Annotated in this window: 16 protein-coding genes; 7 read left to right on the top strand and 9 right to left on the bottom strand. The window is 67.6% G+C overall.

Annotated features, from left to right (window positions below; translation table 11 throughout):
• Positions 1-97: 97 nt before the first annotated feature.
• The 4 genes from ACNQS7_RS20110 to ACNQS7_RS20125 all read left to right on the top strand — a co-directional run bounded on the left by ACNQS7_RS20110 (position 98) and on the right by ACNQS7_RS20125 (position 3,504).
• Entirely contained in the window at positions 98-1,195 is a 1,098-nt protein-coding gene (locus ACNQS7_RS20110) for an LpqN/LpqT family lipoprotein (RefSeq protein ID WP_418016071.1), read from the top strand.
• 54 nt (positions 1,196-1,249) lie between these two features.
• Positions 1,250-1,600: a hypothetical protein gene (locus ACNQS7_RS20115; protein WP_055578138.1), complete on the top strand. Its 351-nt coding sequence runs from the start codon at positions 1,250-1,252 to the stop codon at positions 1,598-1,600.
• 94 nt (positions 1,601-1,694) lie between these two features.
• Entirely contained in the window at positions 1,695-1,976 is a 282-nt protein-coding gene (locus tag ACNQS7_RS20120; protein ID WP_418013945.1) for a hypothetical protein, read from the top strand.
• Between the two features lie 160 nt (positions 1,977-2,136).
• Entirely contained in the window at positions 2,137-3,504 is a 1,368-nt protein-coding gene (locus tag ACNQS7_RS20125) for a sterol desaturase family protein (RefSeq protein ID WP_418013946.1), read from the top strand.
• On the opposite strand, the gene ACNQS7_RS20130 is transcribed toward ACNQS7_RS20125, so the two are convergent.
• The gene (locus ACNQS7_RS20130) at positions 3,418-4,026 is read right to left on the bottom strand and encodes a YqgE/AlgH family protein (RefSeq protein WP_156452530.1); all 609 of its coding nucleotides are present in this window, start codon (positions 4,024-4,026) and stop codon (positions 3,418-3,420) included. The genes ACNQS7_RS20125 and ACNQS7_RS20130 overlap by 87 nt on opposite strands.
• Before the next feature lie 101 nt (positions 4,027-4,127).
• Here ACNQS7_RS20130 and ACNQS7_RS20135 point away from each other — a divergent pair, with 101 nt between their 5' ends.
• Positions 4,128-5,456 carry an MFS transporter gene (locus ACNQS7_RS20135; protein ID WP_418016072.1) on the top strand — a complete coding sequence of 443 codons (1,329 nt, stop codon included), beginning with the start codon at positions 4,128-4,130 and terminating at the stop codon, positions 5,454-5,456.
• Entirely contained in the window at positions 5,453-6,226 is a 774-nt protein-coding gene (locus ACNQS7_RS20140; protein ID WP_418013947.1) for a TIGR03084 family metal-binding protein, read from the top strand. Before ACNQS7_RS20135 ends, ACNQS7_RS20140 begins: the two co-directional genes overlap by 4 nt.
• 81 nt (positions 6,227-6,307) lie before the next feature.
• Here the strand turns inward: ACNQS7_RS20140 and ACNQS7_RS20145 are convergent, their stop codons facing one another.
• The 6 genes from ACNQS7_RS20145 to ACNQS7_RS20170 all read right to left on the bottom strand — a co-directional run bounded on the left by ACNQS7_RS20145 (position 6,308) and on the right by ACNQS7_RS20170 (position 14,967).
• Complete coding sequence (locus ACNQS7_RS20145; protein ID WP_418013948.1) at positions 6,308-7,453, bottom strand: PPE domain-containing protein; 1,146 nt, start codon at positions 7,451-7,453, stop codon at positions 6,308-6,310.
• A 7-nt stretch (positions 7,454-7,460) separates the two neighbouring features.
• The gene (locus ACNQS7_RS20150; RefSeq protein ID WP_418013949.1) at positions 7,461-7,766 is read right to left on the bottom strand and encodes a PE family protein; all 306 of its coding nucleotides are present in this window, start codon (positions 7,764-7,766) and stop codon (positions 7,461-7,463) included.
• A gap of 82 nt (positions 7,767-7,848) precedes the next feature.
• Complete coding sequence (gene eccCa, locus ACNQS7_RS20155; RefSeq protein ID WP_418013950.1) at positions 7,849-11,943, bottom strand: type VII secretion protein EccCa; 4,095 nt, start codon at positions 11,941-11,943, stop codon at positions 7,849-7,851.
• 2 nt (positions 11,944-11,945) lie between these two features.
• A complete protein-coding gene (gene eccB / locus ACNQS7_RS20160) occupies positions 11,946-13,442 on the bottom strand; it encodes a type VII secretion protein EccB (RefSeq protein WP_418013951.1) in 1,497 nt (498 codons plus the stop codon).
• A 45-nt stretch (positions 13,443-13,487) separates the two neighbouring features.
• Positions 13,488-13,829, bottom strand: a complete 342-nt coding sequence (locus tag ACNQS7_RS20165; protein ID WP_418013952.1) for a YbaB/EbfC family nucleoid-associated protein — start codon at positions 13,827-13,829, stop codon at positions 13,488-13,490.
• Between the two features lie 40 nt (positions 13,830-13,869).
• The gene (locus ACNQS7_RS20170; protein ID WP_418013953.1) at positions 13,870-14,967 is read right to left on the bottom strand and encodes a DUF5631 domain-containing protein; all 1,098 of its coding nucleotides are present in this window, start codon (positions 14,965-14,967) and stop codon (positions 13,870-13,872) included.
• Positions 14,968-15,057: 90 nt separating this feature from the next.
• Here ACNQS7_RS20170 and ACNQS7_RS20175 point away from each other — a divergent pair, with 90 nt between their 5' ends.
• The gene (locus ACNQS7_RS20175) at positions 15,058-15,201 is read left to right on the top strand and encodes a hypothetical protein (RefSeq protein ID WP_310777638.1); all 144 of its coding nucleotides are present in this window, start codon (positions 15,058-15,060) and stop codon (positions 15,199-15,201) included.
• A gap of 4 nt (positions 15,202-15,205) precedes the next feature.
• Here ACNQS7_RS20175 and ACNQS7_RS20180 read toward each other — a convergent pair whose 3' ends face one another.
• Positions 15,206-15,511, bottom strand: coding sequence for a DUF2694 family protein (locus ACNQS7_RS20180; protein ID WP_310777635.1), 306 nt, complete (start codon positions 15,509-15,511; stop codon positions 15,206-15,208).
• Between the two features lie 16 nt (positions 15,512-15,527).
• A complete protein-coding gene (locus ACNQS7_RS20185) occupies positions 15,528-15,839 on the bottom strand; it encodes an ESX-1 secretion-associated protein (RefSeq protein WP_418013954.1) in 312 nt (103 codons plus the stop codon).
• Positions 15,840-15,859 lie beyond the last annotated feature (20 nt).

The following is a 15,859-nucleotide window of genomic DNA, read 5'->3' on the forward strand; positions in this document are numbered from 1 at the left end:
CTCGATTTCGGGCATGGTCGACGCCGCTGAGCAGGGGTTACATTCGGCCTCGATGGTGGGCAGTGACGCCCCGGCTATTCCGGAGGGACCGATCGAGATGAAGCGGATCGCGCGCAGCTGGCGAACACTCGTGGGTGGTATGGCCGCCGGCGTCGTCGGCGTCGTGATGGTTGCAGGCGGGACTGCTTCGGCAGAACCTCTGGTCCCCCAGCCGTCGCTGCCCGGCCCGGTCCCCATGCAGCCGGGCACCCCGCCGGCGCAGAGCAACGGGGTGTTCCCCGGCGGTGTCAACCGCTTCGCCCCCGCACCCGCGCAGGCGCCGGCTCAGCTGCCCGCGCCGATGCAGGTGCCCGCTCCGGCGGCCGCTCCAGTTCCGGCGGTGGCGCCCGCGGCCGTTCCCGCCGCCGGGCCGGCTCCCGCCGTGGCCGCTCCACAGCCGCCGGCGGTGACTCCGGCGACCACGGGCACGCTGCGTGAATACCTGGAAGGCAAAGGCGTCAAGCTCGAGGCGCAACGCCCGCTGGGTTTCAAGGCGCTCGACATCACCGTGCCGATGCCGCCCCGCTGGACCCAGGTGCCGGACCCTAACGTGCCCGACGCGTTCGTGGTGATCGCCGATCGGGTCGGCGGCAACAGTGTGTACACGTCGAACGCGCAGGTAGTGGTTTACAAGCTGGTGGGTGACTTCGACGCCACGGAGGCGATCAGCCATGGCTTCGTCGACAGCCAGCGACTACTCGCGTGGCAGACCACGAACGCGTCCCTGACCAGCCTCGGCACCTTCCCCTCCTCGGTCATCGAGGGCACCTACCGCGAGAACGACATGACGCTGAACACCTCGCGGCGCCACGTCCTGGCCAGTTCCGGATCCGACAAGTACCTGGTATCGCTGTCGGTGACCACGGCCGCGACGCAGGCGGTCAGCGACGCACCCGCCACCGACGCCATCGTCAGCGGCTTCCGGGTGACCACACCCGGCGCGGCCGGCCAGGCTCCGGCGCAGGCCGGAACGCCCGCGGCGCCGGCCGCACCCGCAGCACCCTTAGCTCCGCAGGCGCCCACCCGATCGACCGTGCCGGCTGTCCCCCAGGCGTCCGCCCCGCCGGCCGCAGCGTCGCCGCGGGCAGTGCCCGCTCCCGGCCCGGTGTCCGCCGAGCCGCCCCTGGTCACCTTGACGCCGGCCCCTGCGCACTAGCCGGGCGGTGGAGCCCGGCGCGCGGATCGATCGCCGGGCTCGTATGGTTAGCACATGCTTATTGCGGGCGTGGTGTGCGTATGTGCGGCCATAGCGTCAGCCGCATTCGGTGCCTGGTCGCTGTCCCACACGCCCACCACTGACGCCACCCAGCTGGCACTGCGCTCGATGGCACCTACGCAGTTCGCCGCCGCGATCATGCTCGCCGCCGGGGGAGTGGTGGCGCTGGCCGCGTCGCCGCAGACCGCGGTGGTGGTGGTGATCGTCTGCATCCTGGGGGCCCTGGGCACACTGGCCACCGGGTCGGTGCAGAGCGCGAAATATGCGCTGCGCCGTCAAGTCGCCCCGGCCGAGTCCGCCGGCTGTACCGGCAGCTGCGCGGGCTGCACTCTGTCCTGCCACTAAGTCCTGCCACTCGCCGCCGGCCGCGTCAAGTTGGGTATAAATACCCACAGCTCAGAGCGGGTTTTCGCGGCGGCTGCGCCGCATACTGTTAGCCGTGAGTGCAAGTCCGGAATCATCCGCTGTGTCGCGAGTACGGGTCGCGTTGGGGCGACGCTACCGAGTCGCCGTGTTGCTGGTGATCACTGCTGCGGTCGTCTTCGTCGTGACGGTGATGTCGCTGTACCGACTTCCTTTCCTGGACGGAATGGTCGGGGCAGGCGGTGGGGGGCCGTGTTTCGGTCCAACGATCGACTGCGGGCCGGGCCGAACCGTCGGCCCCGCGGCCACGACCACCAAGCCGCCCGCTACGCCGCCGCCCAGCAGCGATCCCCGATGAATTCGCCTGCTTTTGGCCACCCATCGTCGTCGGCGCCGTGAGCCCGGCGGCCGGAGCCGCCGGCCAGTTGCTCAGTCGAGCGACCGCGGCCGGTTCGCCTGAGCGGTGGACCACCTCGACATCTGCACATGCCCGGCCAGCCGTCCAGGTCGTTCGGATGATGAGGTCGGGGCTCCTCGTGCTGCACGGCGTCGAACTGATCGTGCTGGTCGGTGTGGCCTTGGCTTGCGGTGGCCGGTGGCATCCCGGCGGCGATGTGACCCGGCTCCCGGCCGTCGCGTTGGCGGTGGCGGTGATGATGGTGGGTTGGCAGATCCGCCGGCTGCTTCGCGGGTGCAGTTCGCTATCCGTTTCCGGGCTCGCGCTTCAGTCGGGAATCTTGATGACGGCCATCGCGGTGGCCACCCAGAATGGTTGCGCCGGGGCCGCTGGGATCGCGCTCGCAACCGGCATTCTGGCCGGATGGGGTCGGTTGGCGCAGCCCGGACCCGATGCCGCGGATTCGGGCCGCCCGGTCGCGCCGCCGACTGCCGGCAGCGGCCAGTTGGCGCCGGATTCCGATCACCACGGCGCCGCGGGCGGGCCGCCGGCCACTGCCGTTGCGGCCCTGCTGGGGGCGTTGACCATCGTGCTGGTCCTCGCCGCGCTCAGCGTGCGCAGCGGCATCGTGTTCGGACTGGCGACTCTCGCGGTCATCTTCGTCCCGCTGGAACGGCTCTTCCCGCTGCACGGGCGTCGCGTGCTGCGGCGAGGATGGCGGACCGACGTGGTGCATTACCTGGTCAACGGAACCGCGTTGAAGTTCGGACTGATCGCCACGGCGGTCGGCGCCGGCGGATTCCTGCGTGCGTTGGTGCCCGAACCCCTACGGCTCGCCGTTGCCGCGAGTCCGACGTGGGTGCAGATCGTGGCGGGATTGGCGATCTCGGCTGTGGGCAACTACGCGGGACACCGCGCCGCGCACGAGATACCTCTGCTGTGGCGTTTCCACCGAGTCCATCACAGCGTCCGCGAAATGGACTGGCTCGCGGCCAACCACCTGCATCCCGTGGACGAGACCTTCATTCGGTCCGCCGCGGTGTTACCGCTCTATGCGCTCGGCTTCGGCCGGGTAGGCCTGGGCGCGTTCGCGATCGTGGTGACGCTGCAAGCGGTCTTCATTCACGCGAACCTGAAAGCAGGGTTCGGCCCGCTGCGATGGCTGATCGCTACCCCGCAATTCCACCACTGGCATCACGCCCGCGAACCGCGGGCCCATAACAGCAACTTCGCGGGGGAGTTCCCGGTCCTCGACGCGATTTTCGGGACTCTGTACCTGCCTGTCCGCCGCTGGCCGGCGCAGTACGGTCTCGATGACGTGGAACCGGCCGGCTACCTGCGTCAACTCGCCTGGCCGCTGACAAGCCGGCGCAAGACAATCAAGACTGGGGCGCCGCTTCGGCTAGTTCCGGCTCAGGTCGATCGGGTGCGTGGCAAGCATCGCCAACGGCAACGGCTGCCGGCGCAACACCTGCCCCCACAAGTCTGACCGGGGCGGGGCCAGAACGTCAGACGGCAACGCCGACAACACAATCCAGTCGTCGCGCTCGATTTCGCCTTCGAGCTGTCCGATGGTCCAACCGGAGTACCCGGCGAAGATCCGCACGCCTTCCACCACCGGCGCGATCAGATCTGGCTCGGCATCGAGATCGACCATCACCATGCGGCCCGCGACATGCCGCAGTCCCGGTACCCCGTCCGGATCGGCCCCGACGCGCAGCACCGCCAGGCACAGCGCCGCGTCCCGCTTCACCGGGCCGCCGATGAACATCGTCTTGGGCTTGGACGCGAGCTTGGCCCACTGCGGCAGCACGTTGTAGACGGCCGTCTCGCTGGACCGGTTCAGCACCACCCCCAGCGTGCCACCCTCGTTGTGCTCGACGATGTAGATGACGCTGCGCCGAAACGTCGGCTCCAGCAGATCGGTGTTGGCCAGCAACAAGGTACCCGCCCGCACCCGCTGGGCGGCGGGTGCGAAGTTGTCCTCAGGATCTTCGTGCTGCGCCACTATCACATCATCGCACCCGATGCCCGATCGCCGGTGCAAACAACCGCGCTCGATGAAGATTTGTACTGTGATTGGGACGGCGCAGGGCCGACCCGCCCTTGCCTGTGCCGATCGTGGAAGTGGGTTCAGTGATTCGCACCCGGATGCAGGCAAGCGCACCCGTCGAATTGTGGCGGTCGGTGCGCGCCCTGCCCGACTTCTGGCGACTTATGCAGGTGCGCATGGCAAGTCAGTTCGGCGACGGTCTGTTCCAGGCCGGCCTGGCGGGGGCATTGCTGTTCAACCCGGACCGGGCCGCCGATCCGCTGGCGATCGCGCGCGCATTCGCGGTGCTGTTTCTGCCTTATTCGCTGCTCGGGCCGTTCGCCGGCGCGCTGATGGACCGCTGGGACCGGCGCCTGGTGCTGGTCGGCGCGAACAGCGCGCGGCTGTGCTTCATCGTCGCGATCGGCACGATTCTCGCGGTCGGGGCCGGCGATTGGGTGTTGCTGGGCGCCGCGCTGCTCGCCAACGGTCTGGCGAGGTTCGTGGCGTCCGGTCTGTCGGCGTCGTTGCCGCACGTGGTGCCGCGCCAGCAGGTCGTCACGATGAACTCGGTGGCTACCGCGGCCGGCGCGGTCTCCGCCTTCCTGGGTGCCAATTTCATGCTGCTGCCGCGCTGGCTCGGCGGCGCCGGCGATCACGGCGCGGCGGCGGTCATCTTCACTGCGCTGGTTCCGGTGGCATTAGCGCTGCTGCTGTCGCTGCGGTTCGCGCCCCGGGTTCTCGGTCCGGACGACACCAAACGGGCGATTCACGGGTCCGCGGTGTACGCCGTGGTCACGGGGTGGCTGCACGGCGTGCGGACGGTGGTTCAACTCCCGTCGGTAGCCGCCGCTCTGTCGGGGCTGGCCGCGCACCGGATGGTCGTCGGGATCAACTCGCTGCTGATTTTGCTGCTGGTGCATCACCTGAAGAACGTCGACGGCGACGGGCTGGGTACCGCTCTGGTGTTCTTCGCCGCGACCGGTCTGGGGGCTTTTCTGGCCAACATGCTGGCCCCGGTGCTGGTACGGCGCTGGGGCCGGTATGCCACGACGAACGGTGCTCTGGTCGCCGCGGCCGTCATCCAGACGGCGGGCGCGGGGCTGTTGCTGCCGGTCATGGTCGTGTGCGGTTTCCTGCTCGGCATTGCCGGACAGGTGGTCAAGTTGTGCGCCGACTCGGCGATGCAGATCGATGTCGACGACGCGTTGCGCGGGCACGTGTTCGCGGTTCAGGACGCCCTGTTCTGGGTTTCGTTCATCGTCGCGGTCACCGTTGCCGCCGCGTTCATCCCCGACGACGGACGCGCACCCGCGTTTGCGCTGTTCGGTTCGGTGATTTATCTGATCGGGCTGCTGGTGCACAGCCTGGTCGGCCGTCGAGGACGTGTTAAGGAGGTTCTGGGATGACTGGTTCAGCTGCGTTCGTCGCCGATCTGCAGGCCGAGAGTGACGGCCTCGACGCGCTGGTCGCACCGCTGCCCGCGGATAAGTGGGCGACGATGACGCCCGCCCCGGGGTGGACCATCGCCCACCAGATCGGCCACCTGCTGTGGACCGACCGGGTGTCGCTGCTGTCGGTCACCGATGAGGCCGCATTCGGCGAGGCGCTGACCGCCGCCGCCGCAGACCCGGCCGGGTTCGTCGATGCCGGCGCGGAGGAACTGGCGGCGCTGCCGCCCGCCGAGTTGCTGGCCGACTGGCGCGACACCCGTCGGCGTTTGCACGAGGCCCTGCTCGGCGTCGCCGACGGCCGCAAGTTGCCGTGGTTCGGACCGCCGATGAGCGCCTCGTCGATGGCCACCGCCCGGTTGATGGAGACCTGGGCGCACGGGCTGGACGTGGCCGACGCCCTCGGTGTCACCCGGCCGCCGACGGACCGGCTGCGCTCGATTGCGCACATCGGGGTGCGGGCCCGCGACTACGCGTACATGGTCAACGGTTTGACGCCCCCGAGCGAAGCGTTCTATGTCGAGTTGCGCGGGCCGGGCGGAGACACCTGGTCCTGGGGGCCGCCGGAGGCGGCCCAGCGCGTGACGGGCTCGGCCGAGGATTTCTGCTTCCTCGTCACGCAGCGGCGGCCGCTGAGTGCGTTGGATGTGACGGCGGTGGGGGAGGACGCGCAGCAGTGGTTGCGGATCGCCCAGGCGTTCGCGGGCCCGCCCGGACCCGGGCGATGAGCGCGCGGAGCCTCCGCCGACCGTGAAGCTGGCCGCACGGTCGGCGCCGAACGTGAAGCCTGCTTCACGCTCGGCGCGGTTCTAACGAGGGTCGATCACGACGCGTGCCCGCGCCACGTCCTTGTCGGCTTCTTTGCCCGCCTCACCACGCGCCAGCATGCCTGCCGGGGTCATCGGCAGTGGCGTGCCACCGGTTGAGACCGTCGGACCCCGCACTTCGGCGGCGTTGAGCACGCCGGCCCGCAGGCCGGCCGGCTTCCCGCCCGCCTCCGGCTCAAAGCTGCTGGTGGGCCGGGTATAGCTGGTGAGCCCGGCACCGGGAAATCCGCCAGCCGCACCAGTGCCGCCGCCCGCGGCGCTCCCGCCGGCCGCCACCGCGGGTTCGGCGACGGCCGCCGCACTTGGGGTCCCCGCGGAGGGAAACATTCCACCGAAGGCCGGCACCATCCCTTGGGGCAGGCTGGTGACGCCCTGCATGGCCTGCATCGGCGCCTGCAACATCCCCTTGAGCGGTTCGGTGGCCCCCGACACCATCTGCATTGGTGCCTGCATGAAAGAACTCAATTGGCCGGTCGCCTCGGCGGGAGAGGCCGCGCTCTGGCCCACCGTCTGCCCTGCTTGGCTCGACGCCTGCACGCCGGTCTGCGCCGCGGCCTGGGCCACCGCTTCCGCCGCGGCGGCCGGCGCGGCCGGTGAGGCGCCCATCGGCGCGATCGGCGGAGGCACCGCCAAGGCTGCGATCAATGCGCTCAGGGCACCGGAGTACGCCCAGCCCACTCCGGAGTTGTGCGGCCAGTGCTCGCCGAAGTACTCGCCGTCCCGCTCGACGATTCCGGGTGTGTTCTGGCCGAACCAGTTGGTGGCGTTCAGGACGGCCCACTCGTCGCGGTTGGTCTGGGAGACCATCGACGGGATGACCGAAGACCGCGCGAGCATGAACGCCTCGACCGCGGCCTGCGTGACATTGATCTTCTCGGCGGTCCAACCCACCAGGGTCTGCAATCCGGCGTTCAGGCCTGCCGCAGCGACCGTCGAAGCCGTGGAGCCCACGCCCTGCCACTGCGCCTGAGTGGCCAGCGTGTTGAGGGTGGAGAGTCCCGCCGACACTTCGTTGTTGGCGGTCTCGGTGACCCAGACGGCACCATTGGCGATCACCGAAGCCGGCGAGCCGGCCTCGAATATCGCGGCGACGACTTCGGGTGGGCCGGTCCAGCGGGGATCTGGCATGGGCGCCCTACAGTCCGACGGCGCCCGCGTTGGCGGCCTCGGCCGCGACGGTGGCGGCCGCCGACAAACCCTGGGCCCCGGAGAACGCGACGCGCTGCCCGACGTGCTCCGCGGCCGTTCCCAGGTATGCCGCTCCGGCGGCGTTCAGGGCCGCCGCGAACTCGATCGAGTCGGCATCGGCGGCCATCGGCAGCACTCCGGTGAGTGCGGCCGCACCTGCCGCCGTCGTCGCGGCCATCCCTTCGCTGATCCCCGCCTCGGCGGCCGCCGACATGTCGACAGCGCCCGGCACCATGCCGAAGAATCCGCCCATCGCTACCTCTCAATTCGATCCCGCCGGACACTGCCGGCGACAAGTTGCGCTGAGTCTAGGTTCAGGCCCGGCGCCTGTCGATTCACGTCATTGGCTCTGCTACCAGCACTCCTTCGATCCCACCGTCGCTGGTGACCAACAGACCGCGGCCGGGCGGCAGTTGCTGAGCACTGGTCCTGCCGAATACCTTCACCGCCACCGGGTCGTTGTCCATGAACAACGTCGGCGCCCGGGAGCCCGTCATCTTCTGCAGGAACGGGTTGGTGACCGAGACGCCCGCCCAGTTGCCGGGCAAACGCGACGCGACGACATGCAAGCCGATTTCGCGGCTGCGCTCGATCAGCCCCCACAGCGGCGCCGTCGCCGCATTCTTGCCCAGCACACCGTGCGGTCGTAGTTCCTGCTCGTCGTCGATGAGGACGAAGTGGTGAGGACCGTCCCAGCTCCTGCGGTTGAGGAGTTCTTCCTGGCTCAGTCCGGACGGCGGCAGGCGGTCGCGCAGCAGCTGCGTCAACTCGGCGATCACCGCGTCGATGTCGTCCGCGGTGTACGCGTACGCCCGTACCTGCTCACCCTGGATCCTTCCGATCAAAGACGTCTTCGGGTCGATGATGGTGATCTGCGCCTGTTCGGGCGAGCAACGAGCCACGATCATCTGGCCCATCGCGGCTAAAGTCGTTGTCTTCCCGCATGACTGGCGTCCCACCACCAGCATGTTGGGTACCAACCGCGAGGGCAGCGCCGCCGGCCGCAGCGCGGTCTCGCCGATCCCGAACGGAATGGTCAACGGGTCTGCGTCCCCGGCACTACCGGCAAACGCGTCCGCCACCTCGCTGAGCGGAATGCGTTCGGGCAGCCTGGCGAGGCTCTCGACCCGCCCGGCCCCGGTCATCTCCGATACGAGGGCACCGATGTCGCGGGTCGGCACCCGTTCTCCGGCCGGCCCGACCACCTCGGGCACTGCGACCAGCAACTCGAAACCTTCCCGGGTGACCCCGAACCCGGGACGGTCCAAGGTGTTGCGGGCAGCTTTCTTCCGCTCGAATCCCTCACCCATCTGAGTTTCGTCGGGATTACTCAGCCGCAGCTGAATTCGTGCGTTGGAGACATTGACCAACTGCTGCTTCTGCCCGATGAGCCAAGCCGTCGCGGTGGTCATGATGTGCACACCGTATGAAAGGCCCTGGCGGGCAATGGCGATGGCCCGGTCGCCCATGGCGGCGTCTTTGTCGTAGAGATCGCTGAAGTTGTCGATGACGAGGAAGACGTCGCCGAATTTGTCCCCGGAGTCGGTGGTGCCGGTGCCCGTAACGGCACCGTCGAGTCCGAAGCGCCGGTCCCGGAACTCGGAGATGTCGATCTGATACCTCTTGAACGCTGCCTCGCGCGCGGAGATCAGGCCTTCGATCGAGGCGATGGTACGAGAGACTCCCTCACGGTCGGTCGGGCTCACCACCGATGCCACATGGGGTAGTTCTTCGACCGGGTAGAGCGACGCCCCGATGCAGAAGAAGGTCACCCGCTCTGGCCGGTACATCAGAGCCGCGGAAGTCATCAGCGTCATCAAGGTGGTGGACTTACCTCGCTGGGCGGTCGCAACCACCATGACGTTGTCCATTTCTGCGTTGATCGCGTGCACGCGCTGGTCGTGTTCCTCGGGGATGTCGACGATTCCGAGCGGAAACACCAGACCTGGGTTCTGTCCATAGGCGTCGTGCCACGGCCGCCCACGCCACCGGGCCACCAGCGCGTCTATCGGCTCACTGACTTCCAAAGGCGGAAGCCATATCTGATGTGGCGGACGGGCGGGGTTCGAGACGAGCGACTCGCGTACCACGTCGACGAGTTTCTTCTTGCGGAAACCGTCTGAGTGGAAAAGGAATTCGTCAGGCTCTTCGGGCGCATCCGCGACGGCCAACGCCACGCTGTCGGACTCACTGAGCGGTTGGTAGTCCGAGGTGTACGCGCGGGGTTGCGAGAAGCTCATGGCCACTGTCTTGTTCACGTTCAGCGCCGGCTTCGGCACCACGAACGGGGCTGACACGTAGAAGCACCGGAACTGCTCGAGGTCGCGCGGGCCAACTTTGAGCAGCGCGTACCCGTTCTCCTGCGATGGCAGGTGCAGCGCGGCATCACTTCCGATCACGTCGCGGGAGTCCTCGGCGGTCTCGGCGCGCAGCGCGACCCGAAAAGCAATATTGCTCTTGGCCTTACTCAGCGACGACAGGTCCAGCCGTTGGCCGCCGAGGGTGAAGAAGACATTGCAGCCGCGGCCCTCCTGCCCGATGTGGATCACCAGGTCGATCCACTCCGGATGATGGATGAACAGCTCGAGGTACTCGTCGATGATCACCAGCAGAATCGGGATGGGCTCCAGATCCCGTCCGGCGAGCCGCATCTCCTCGTACTCGTTGGCATCACGGGCGCCGGCATCCTTCAAAAGGCGGTAGCGGCGGGCGATCTCACCGTTGATCGCCTTACGCATCCGCTCGGCCAGGTGGCGGTCGTCCTTCCCCAGGTTCGACAGCGACCCGGCGACGTGTGGAAACCCCTGTAGATCCTGGGCAGCCGACTCGAACTTCATGTCGACGAAGATCACGATGAATGTCTCCGGCGAGTGCGTCAGCGCGATACCGCTGCACAGTGACAGGAAGTACTCCGACTTGCCGGAACCAGACGTGCCAACCACTACCGAGTGGAAGCCGTAGCCACCGAAGTCCTTGGCGCGCAGGATCACATACTGCAGGTCGCCACCCGGTCGAACACCGACGGGCACCATCGCCCACTTCGGATCGCCCCGTCCCCGGCTTTCCGCCCACAGCCGCTCGACGTCCAGGTTGCGCGGGTCGGTGATGCCCAGGGCGCGCAGCAGTTCGCCGGCCTGGCTGTCGGTTTCGGATAGCTCGCCGGCGCTCATCGGTGACCAGCGGGCCAGCGCACGCGCATATCGGTTGGCGGTGCTGTCCGCCAGGGTGTCGGCGACGGCGTAGAAGGTGTCACGGTGGATCAGCCTGCCGCCGCGCAGCGCGAACCGCTGGCTCTCGTCGGCGAATCCGACGCCGGCGCCGACGCGAGTCGCCAGCCGCAGCACGGTGATTCCGGCCATGCCTTTCTGCCCGGTCACACCTTCCCACTGCTCGGGGGTGCCGACGTTGTCGTCCACGATCACCCAGTGCGGACCCAACGCCGGAGTCGTCGCCGCTTCCATCGGTGACGGCATCGACGTCGGGCTCGCCGTCACGGGCGGCGACCAGGGCCCACGGCCCTTGCGGTGCAACTCGGCGTCAAGTGCCTCTTCCAGCTCCGTCGGCGATGCGAATACCAGGCGGCGCAGCCCGCACGCGTCGAACATCTCGTCGTGCTGGCTGTGCGGCAACCAGACCAGCCACTGCCAGTGCTCCGGATGACGGGTGACCACCATCAGCTTCACGTCCTCCGGACTGTGATAGACGGCGAGCGAGCACAGCAACGCGCGCACCAGATTGTGCAGGTCGCTTGGATCTTCGGCGGTGAAGCTGAACCCGGGCTTCGACCGCAGGCTCAGCACCTTCCCGATTCCCCGGATCTTGCTCTGTTCAAGGATGAAATCCCTGAGTGCGCCCCCGGTTACCGGTTCCAGCTCCTCCCCGATGGGAACGTCCGGCCACTGCAGCGAGACGGCGGAGTCACCAGCCTGCTGAACACCGATGCCCAGCCGGACATCGAGGAAATCCGGATCGGTGGGGCGCCGTTCCCACATCCGCGGGCCACCGATCACCGTGTCGAGTCGCCGCGGGTCGGCATGCACGAACAGCTGGCTCTGGCGTTGTACCCGCGCGGCACGCTGGACTTCTTCGCGATCGTCATCGAGCTGGCGCAGATAGCTGCGGCGCTGCTTTTCCAGTTCACCCCAACTGATTCGGCGTCCGCGCCCGAACCGCCCCCCGAACATCAGAGCGCCGAAACCGACCAGGCCGACCATCGGGAAGAAGCCCGACTGTAATGACCTGACCCCGGATGCATACATCACGACCAGCGTGCCGACGATGCCGACCAGTAGTGCGGGCAGCGCGATCATCAGCAGGATGTTGCGTGGCTCGCGTTCGGGCAGCGCCAACGGCGCCCCGACCGCCACCCGCACCGGTGGGACATTCGGTACCGGTGTGCGTTTCGGTCGCACGAACCCGCTTTTGGACACTGCTAGCTCCCGGCGTCGCTGTTGTCGGGAATCGGTGCCAGGGCACCGCCGGCCGATACGGCGTCGCGGGCAACCAGGGCTGCGTCGCGACTGATCGCCGGGCCTGGCGCGAAGGTGCGCACCAGTGGCCATGGCGCCTGCAGGGCGAGGCGCGCCTCCAGCCCGAGCGCTTGCAGTGTTCGCGCATCCGATTGAATGCCGTATCGAACTCCTTGCGGTGCAACCCAATACAGGCTTTCGCGGCTGTCCGCCGTTGATACACCGCTGGTAGTGGCTACGAAGTTGGCCGCTTCCGGCAGCATCAATGTCTGGTCGGCCTCGCTGGATTCCGGGTACCGGTCATCGCGCACCAGATGCACCAGAAGGGAGTCCATGGCGCTCGGAACCGGTAACCCCCGGCCCGAGATGATGGTGACCCTGGCCTGGGGATCGCCGGCCTGCTTCTCCCATCCCACGCACGTCACGGGATTGGCCTTCGTGTCAATGAATTCCAGCTTTCCGGGTGGGTAGTAGTCGACGTTGAGTACGTCGACGACCGGGATATGGACGAGGCGATCCGGGGCTACCAGTAGGGGTGCGGGCGAGCCTTGAGAGTCCTTGGTGCGCAGTAGATCTGCGACGAAGCTGCTGATTTTCTGGACTCCGCCGCCCAGCAGTACGTAGAAACCGTTGACGGTGCCACCGGCGTCGCGCGATTGCAGCACACTGCCGACCTTGAGTTCGGGCAGCCACCTCGACGGGGTGCCGGACTCCGGAATCATCGGCGACACAAGCGGTTCCGTAGCGGGCATGGCGTCGAAGAGGGCATTGGACAGTTCGATCGGATACGTCACACCGGGATCCAGGCCGAGATTGAACGTCACCGAACGGTCGGTCGGGTCGATCCGCGACCGTTGCCCACCCCAGATCACATAGGTGGCGCCGTTGTGGGTTGTCAGGAGTGCCTGTTTCGGCTCCATCACAGCCGCCCGGTCCAGCGGGGACAGACGTCCCGCGATCGCAGTGACGAGAGGCGGCGTGGCGCTGCCCCGGGTAGCGGTGCGTGCGGTGTCACACACTGCCCAGGCCGACACCGCGCTGGACACGACCGGCAAGCTGTCCGGCACACCGGGAATTCCGATCATCGGGCCGGTGGGATATTTGGCGATTTCACTTGCCGTGACCCAGGTGACCGCGGCGGCACTGCTGACCACCAGTCGTGCGGAGGTGAGGTTCAATGCCGGGTACAGGCGCCCATTGACCTTGGCATAAATGGCTCCGGTGTCGCGGTTGCCGATGACGGCCGAGCTTGCTATCAACCCGGCGGGCTTCATGATGTGCAGCAAGGCCATCCAGCCGACACCGATGAGGACCAGGACGATAGAGAGGGCCACTGCCGCTTGCTGTTTGCGGTCGTCGTGCTTCATCCGGACGGAGAACCGGGTGATCGCGGCGCGCAGCCGTCGGTTGTAGAACAAATGCCCCGAATTCTGGTCCCGGTTGGACAGATTGAGTGGCACAGTCTTCTCCTTCCGGTGACCGGTACGGACCCGATTCCGTACCCGTCACCACTGCAGACGTCCGCCGTACCGTGCCTGGTTCTCGGCTTCTGCCTCCTCCCGCAGCGCTGCGATCGCGAGGTTCAATCTGTCGGCCAGCTCGCCGGGTGCGTAGCCGGTCATCACGTCCGGGTGCAACGTCAACTCGAGCAGGCGGCCGTCCGCATTCACCACCGCGTGCACGTCGCCGAGGTCCACGCTGTAGGTGACGGTCTCAGCCTGAGCGACGAGTGCTTCCCACTTGTCCGCTGCCTCGCTCAGTTCACGAAGAACCGCTTCGACGAGGTCTGCATCGCTTCCGGCGCTTCGGTCGCTGACCTCGCTGGAAGGACCCGACCCCGACACCATGACAGTATGTCGACGGCCCCGACCAGCGTCAATTCATGTTTCAGGCGGTATCGGCAGCCAGATTCGCGAACCAGGCGAAGTGGTAGTTGGCCGACACCGGGTCCCCGGAAACGCGGCTGTCGACAGCGGCGAGCAACATGCAGTTCAGCAGTTGCGCCGGGTCGACGTCGGGGTACTGCGCCAGCACCTGGTACCGGACGGTATCCAGTTGAACCCGCAGCAGATCGGCTTCTTGCTCGACGATGTCGGCGCCGGCCGCGACGGCGCTGACCATCGTGTTCACCATCCGAGGTATTCCCTCGCGCCAGTGAGTCGCCACCCTCAGCTCCCAGTCCAGGTCTTCGGCCGGCGGCAGCTCGAACGGCTGATCCGATGTCTGGGGGTCGGGGGCATCGCTGGACCACCGGGCCGGGTCACCGGGTGTGTAGGTCAGCACGCGGGTGGTGGTACCCAGCATGTCGGCCGCGCGGCCGCTGCGGCGCCGTGGTTCCAGTAGCCGGACGCTTTCGGGCAAGGCGATGCCGGGCGGAATCCAGCCATGAGCGAGGTCGGTGACCAGTACCGTCGTCCCATCTGGCCGCTCACCGACGGCCCAGCTCAGACGTGGTTCCTGGCGCGCCACGAATGCCAGCAGCCGCGGCAGCCGGTCGTCGTCGGTCGATGCCGGGCTCTCCGTAGTCCCGGCGGGTCGCTGCCCGTCCTCGCTCTGTGCCGGTGCGGGCACCGGCGCTTCGTCGCGGACAGCGGGGATGACCTGTGTTTTGTCCATGTCTGTGCCCGGTTCTTGCCGCAGCCGCCGCAGTTGGCGCATCGTCGACTCGACTCGGCGCACCGCGAGGTCGCGGGCCTCGTCGATCACGCTGGCTTCGGCGTCGCGCCGGGCCGTGTACTCCATTCCGGATCGGCCGATGACGCGCAACTCATCGTTTGCGGCGCCGGCGATCCGCTGCAGGTCAGCCTTCAGATATCCAGCGAGAGTTGCGGTTTCGGAGTTACCGGCCGACAACTCCGGAGGCCACAGGCCGCCGATCACCCAGGGTGTGCAATCGAGGGGCGCGCTGAAAGTGGGTACCGACAGCGATTCCTGGGTAGCTCTGCGCAGCCGCTGACGCGCCGTGATACGGCCGAAGATCCCCACCGGCTTAGAGTAGCGGTACTCGGCAGGCAGTCCCGGCGGTTCTGGGAACGGTGAATTGTGTGGCCGACGTGGCGTGGGTAGCGTGTGACCATGGCTGACTCCGCACTGCAGCAGCAACTCGACGAGGTGCGCTCTCTGCTCAGCCGGGCACGAGAGTTGTTCGGCGACAACCCGATCGAGCCGCCAACCGAGATCGCACCCGACCCGGAGACCGGCCGGACCTGGCTGCTTTAGAAGGTCAGGGGGCGCGGCGACGCAGCCGGTGCTCGAGCAGCTTTTCAATAGCGGCATCGAGATCGGCGTCCGTCGGCACCTCCGCGGACGGTGTGTGTCCGGCTGCGACAATCTCGTCGCGCACCTCCAAGAGCGCCTTCAGACACGACACGTCGGCGGTCAGCAGGATGCCCTCGGCCAGAGTTTGGGCGTCCGTCTCCATCGCCGCCTCACTGAGCGCGACGCTGTGCAGATATCCGCCCCGACATGAGCGCACCAGGATGTGGCCGCTGGGATGCACCGTGTCGAAGGCCGGGTTGGCGTCGGTCATGAATGTCTAGTGACGGTCATCGATCGAGGATGCCGCCGAGCTTGTCGGCTGCCTCTTGTTCGTGCTGCTCCCACAGCGCCGCCGAGGTGTGGAGATGCTGAGCGATGTCGGCATGGTCGTCTGCCTGTTGCTCGTAGCACTGCCGCCTGAGTTCGAGCAGTTCCCGTCCAGCCTCGCGCAGTTCGCTGTAGATCGGCCCAAGAGAATCCAGGCTGTCCTGAATCGCCGCATGCGACGCGGGCAGGGCCCGAAGTTGCTCGGAGGCCTGCTGGTGATGGGCGGCGGCTTCCCGCAAATGCGCCGGCACCACATGAATTCGGTCTGCCATCCGCTCTCTCCTCCTCTGCG

Origin of the sequence: Mycobacterium sp. 23, assembly GCF_048287075.1 — a bacterium.
GTDB lineage: Bacteria > Actinomycetota > Actinomycetes > Mycobacteriales > Mycobacteriaceae > Mycobacterium > Mycobacterium gordonae_B.

Coding starts and splice junctions, on each gene's coding strand:
- ACNQS7_RS20110 (WP_418016071.1), top strand. CDS start 98: ATGAAGCGGATCGCGCGCAGCTGGCGAACACTCGTGGGTGGTATGGCC.
- ACNQS7_RS20115 (WP_055578138.1), top strand. CDS start 1,250: ATGCTTATTGCGGGCGTGGTGTGCGTATGTGCGGCCATAGCGTCAGCC.
- ACNQS7_RS20125 (WP_418013946.1), top strand. CDS start 2,137: ATGAGGTCGGGGCTCCTCGTGCTGCACGGCGTCGAACTGATCGTGCTG.
- ACNQS7_RS20140 (WP_418013947.1), top strand. CDS start 5,453: ATGACTGGTTCAGCTGCGTTCGTCGCCGATCTGCAGGCCGAGAGTGAC.
- ACNQS7_RS20145 (WP_418013948.1), bottom strand. CDS start 7,453: ATGCCAGATCCCCGCTGGACCGGCCCACCCGAAGTCGTCGCCGCGATA.
- ACNQS7_RS20150 (WP_418013949.1), bottom strand. CDS start 7,766: ATGGGCGGATTCTTCGGCATGGTGCCGGGCGCTGTCGACATGTCGGCG.
- ACNQS7_RS20165 (WP_418013952.1), bottom strand. CDS start 13,829: ATGGTGTCGGGGTCGGGTCCTTCCAGCGAGGTCAGCGACCGAAGCGCC.
- ACNQS7_RS20175 (WP_310777638.1), top strand. CDS start 15,058: ATGGCTGACTCCGCACTGCAGCAGCAACTCGACGAGGTGCGCTCTCTG.
- ACNQS7_RS20180 (WP_310777635.1), bottom strand. CDS start 15,511: ATGACCGACGCCAACCCGGCCTTCGACACGGTGCATCCCAGCGGCCAC.
- ACNQS7_RS20185 (WP_418013954.1), bottom strand. CDS start 15,839: ATGGCAGACCGAATTCATGTGGTGCCGGCGCATTTGCGGGAAGCCGCC.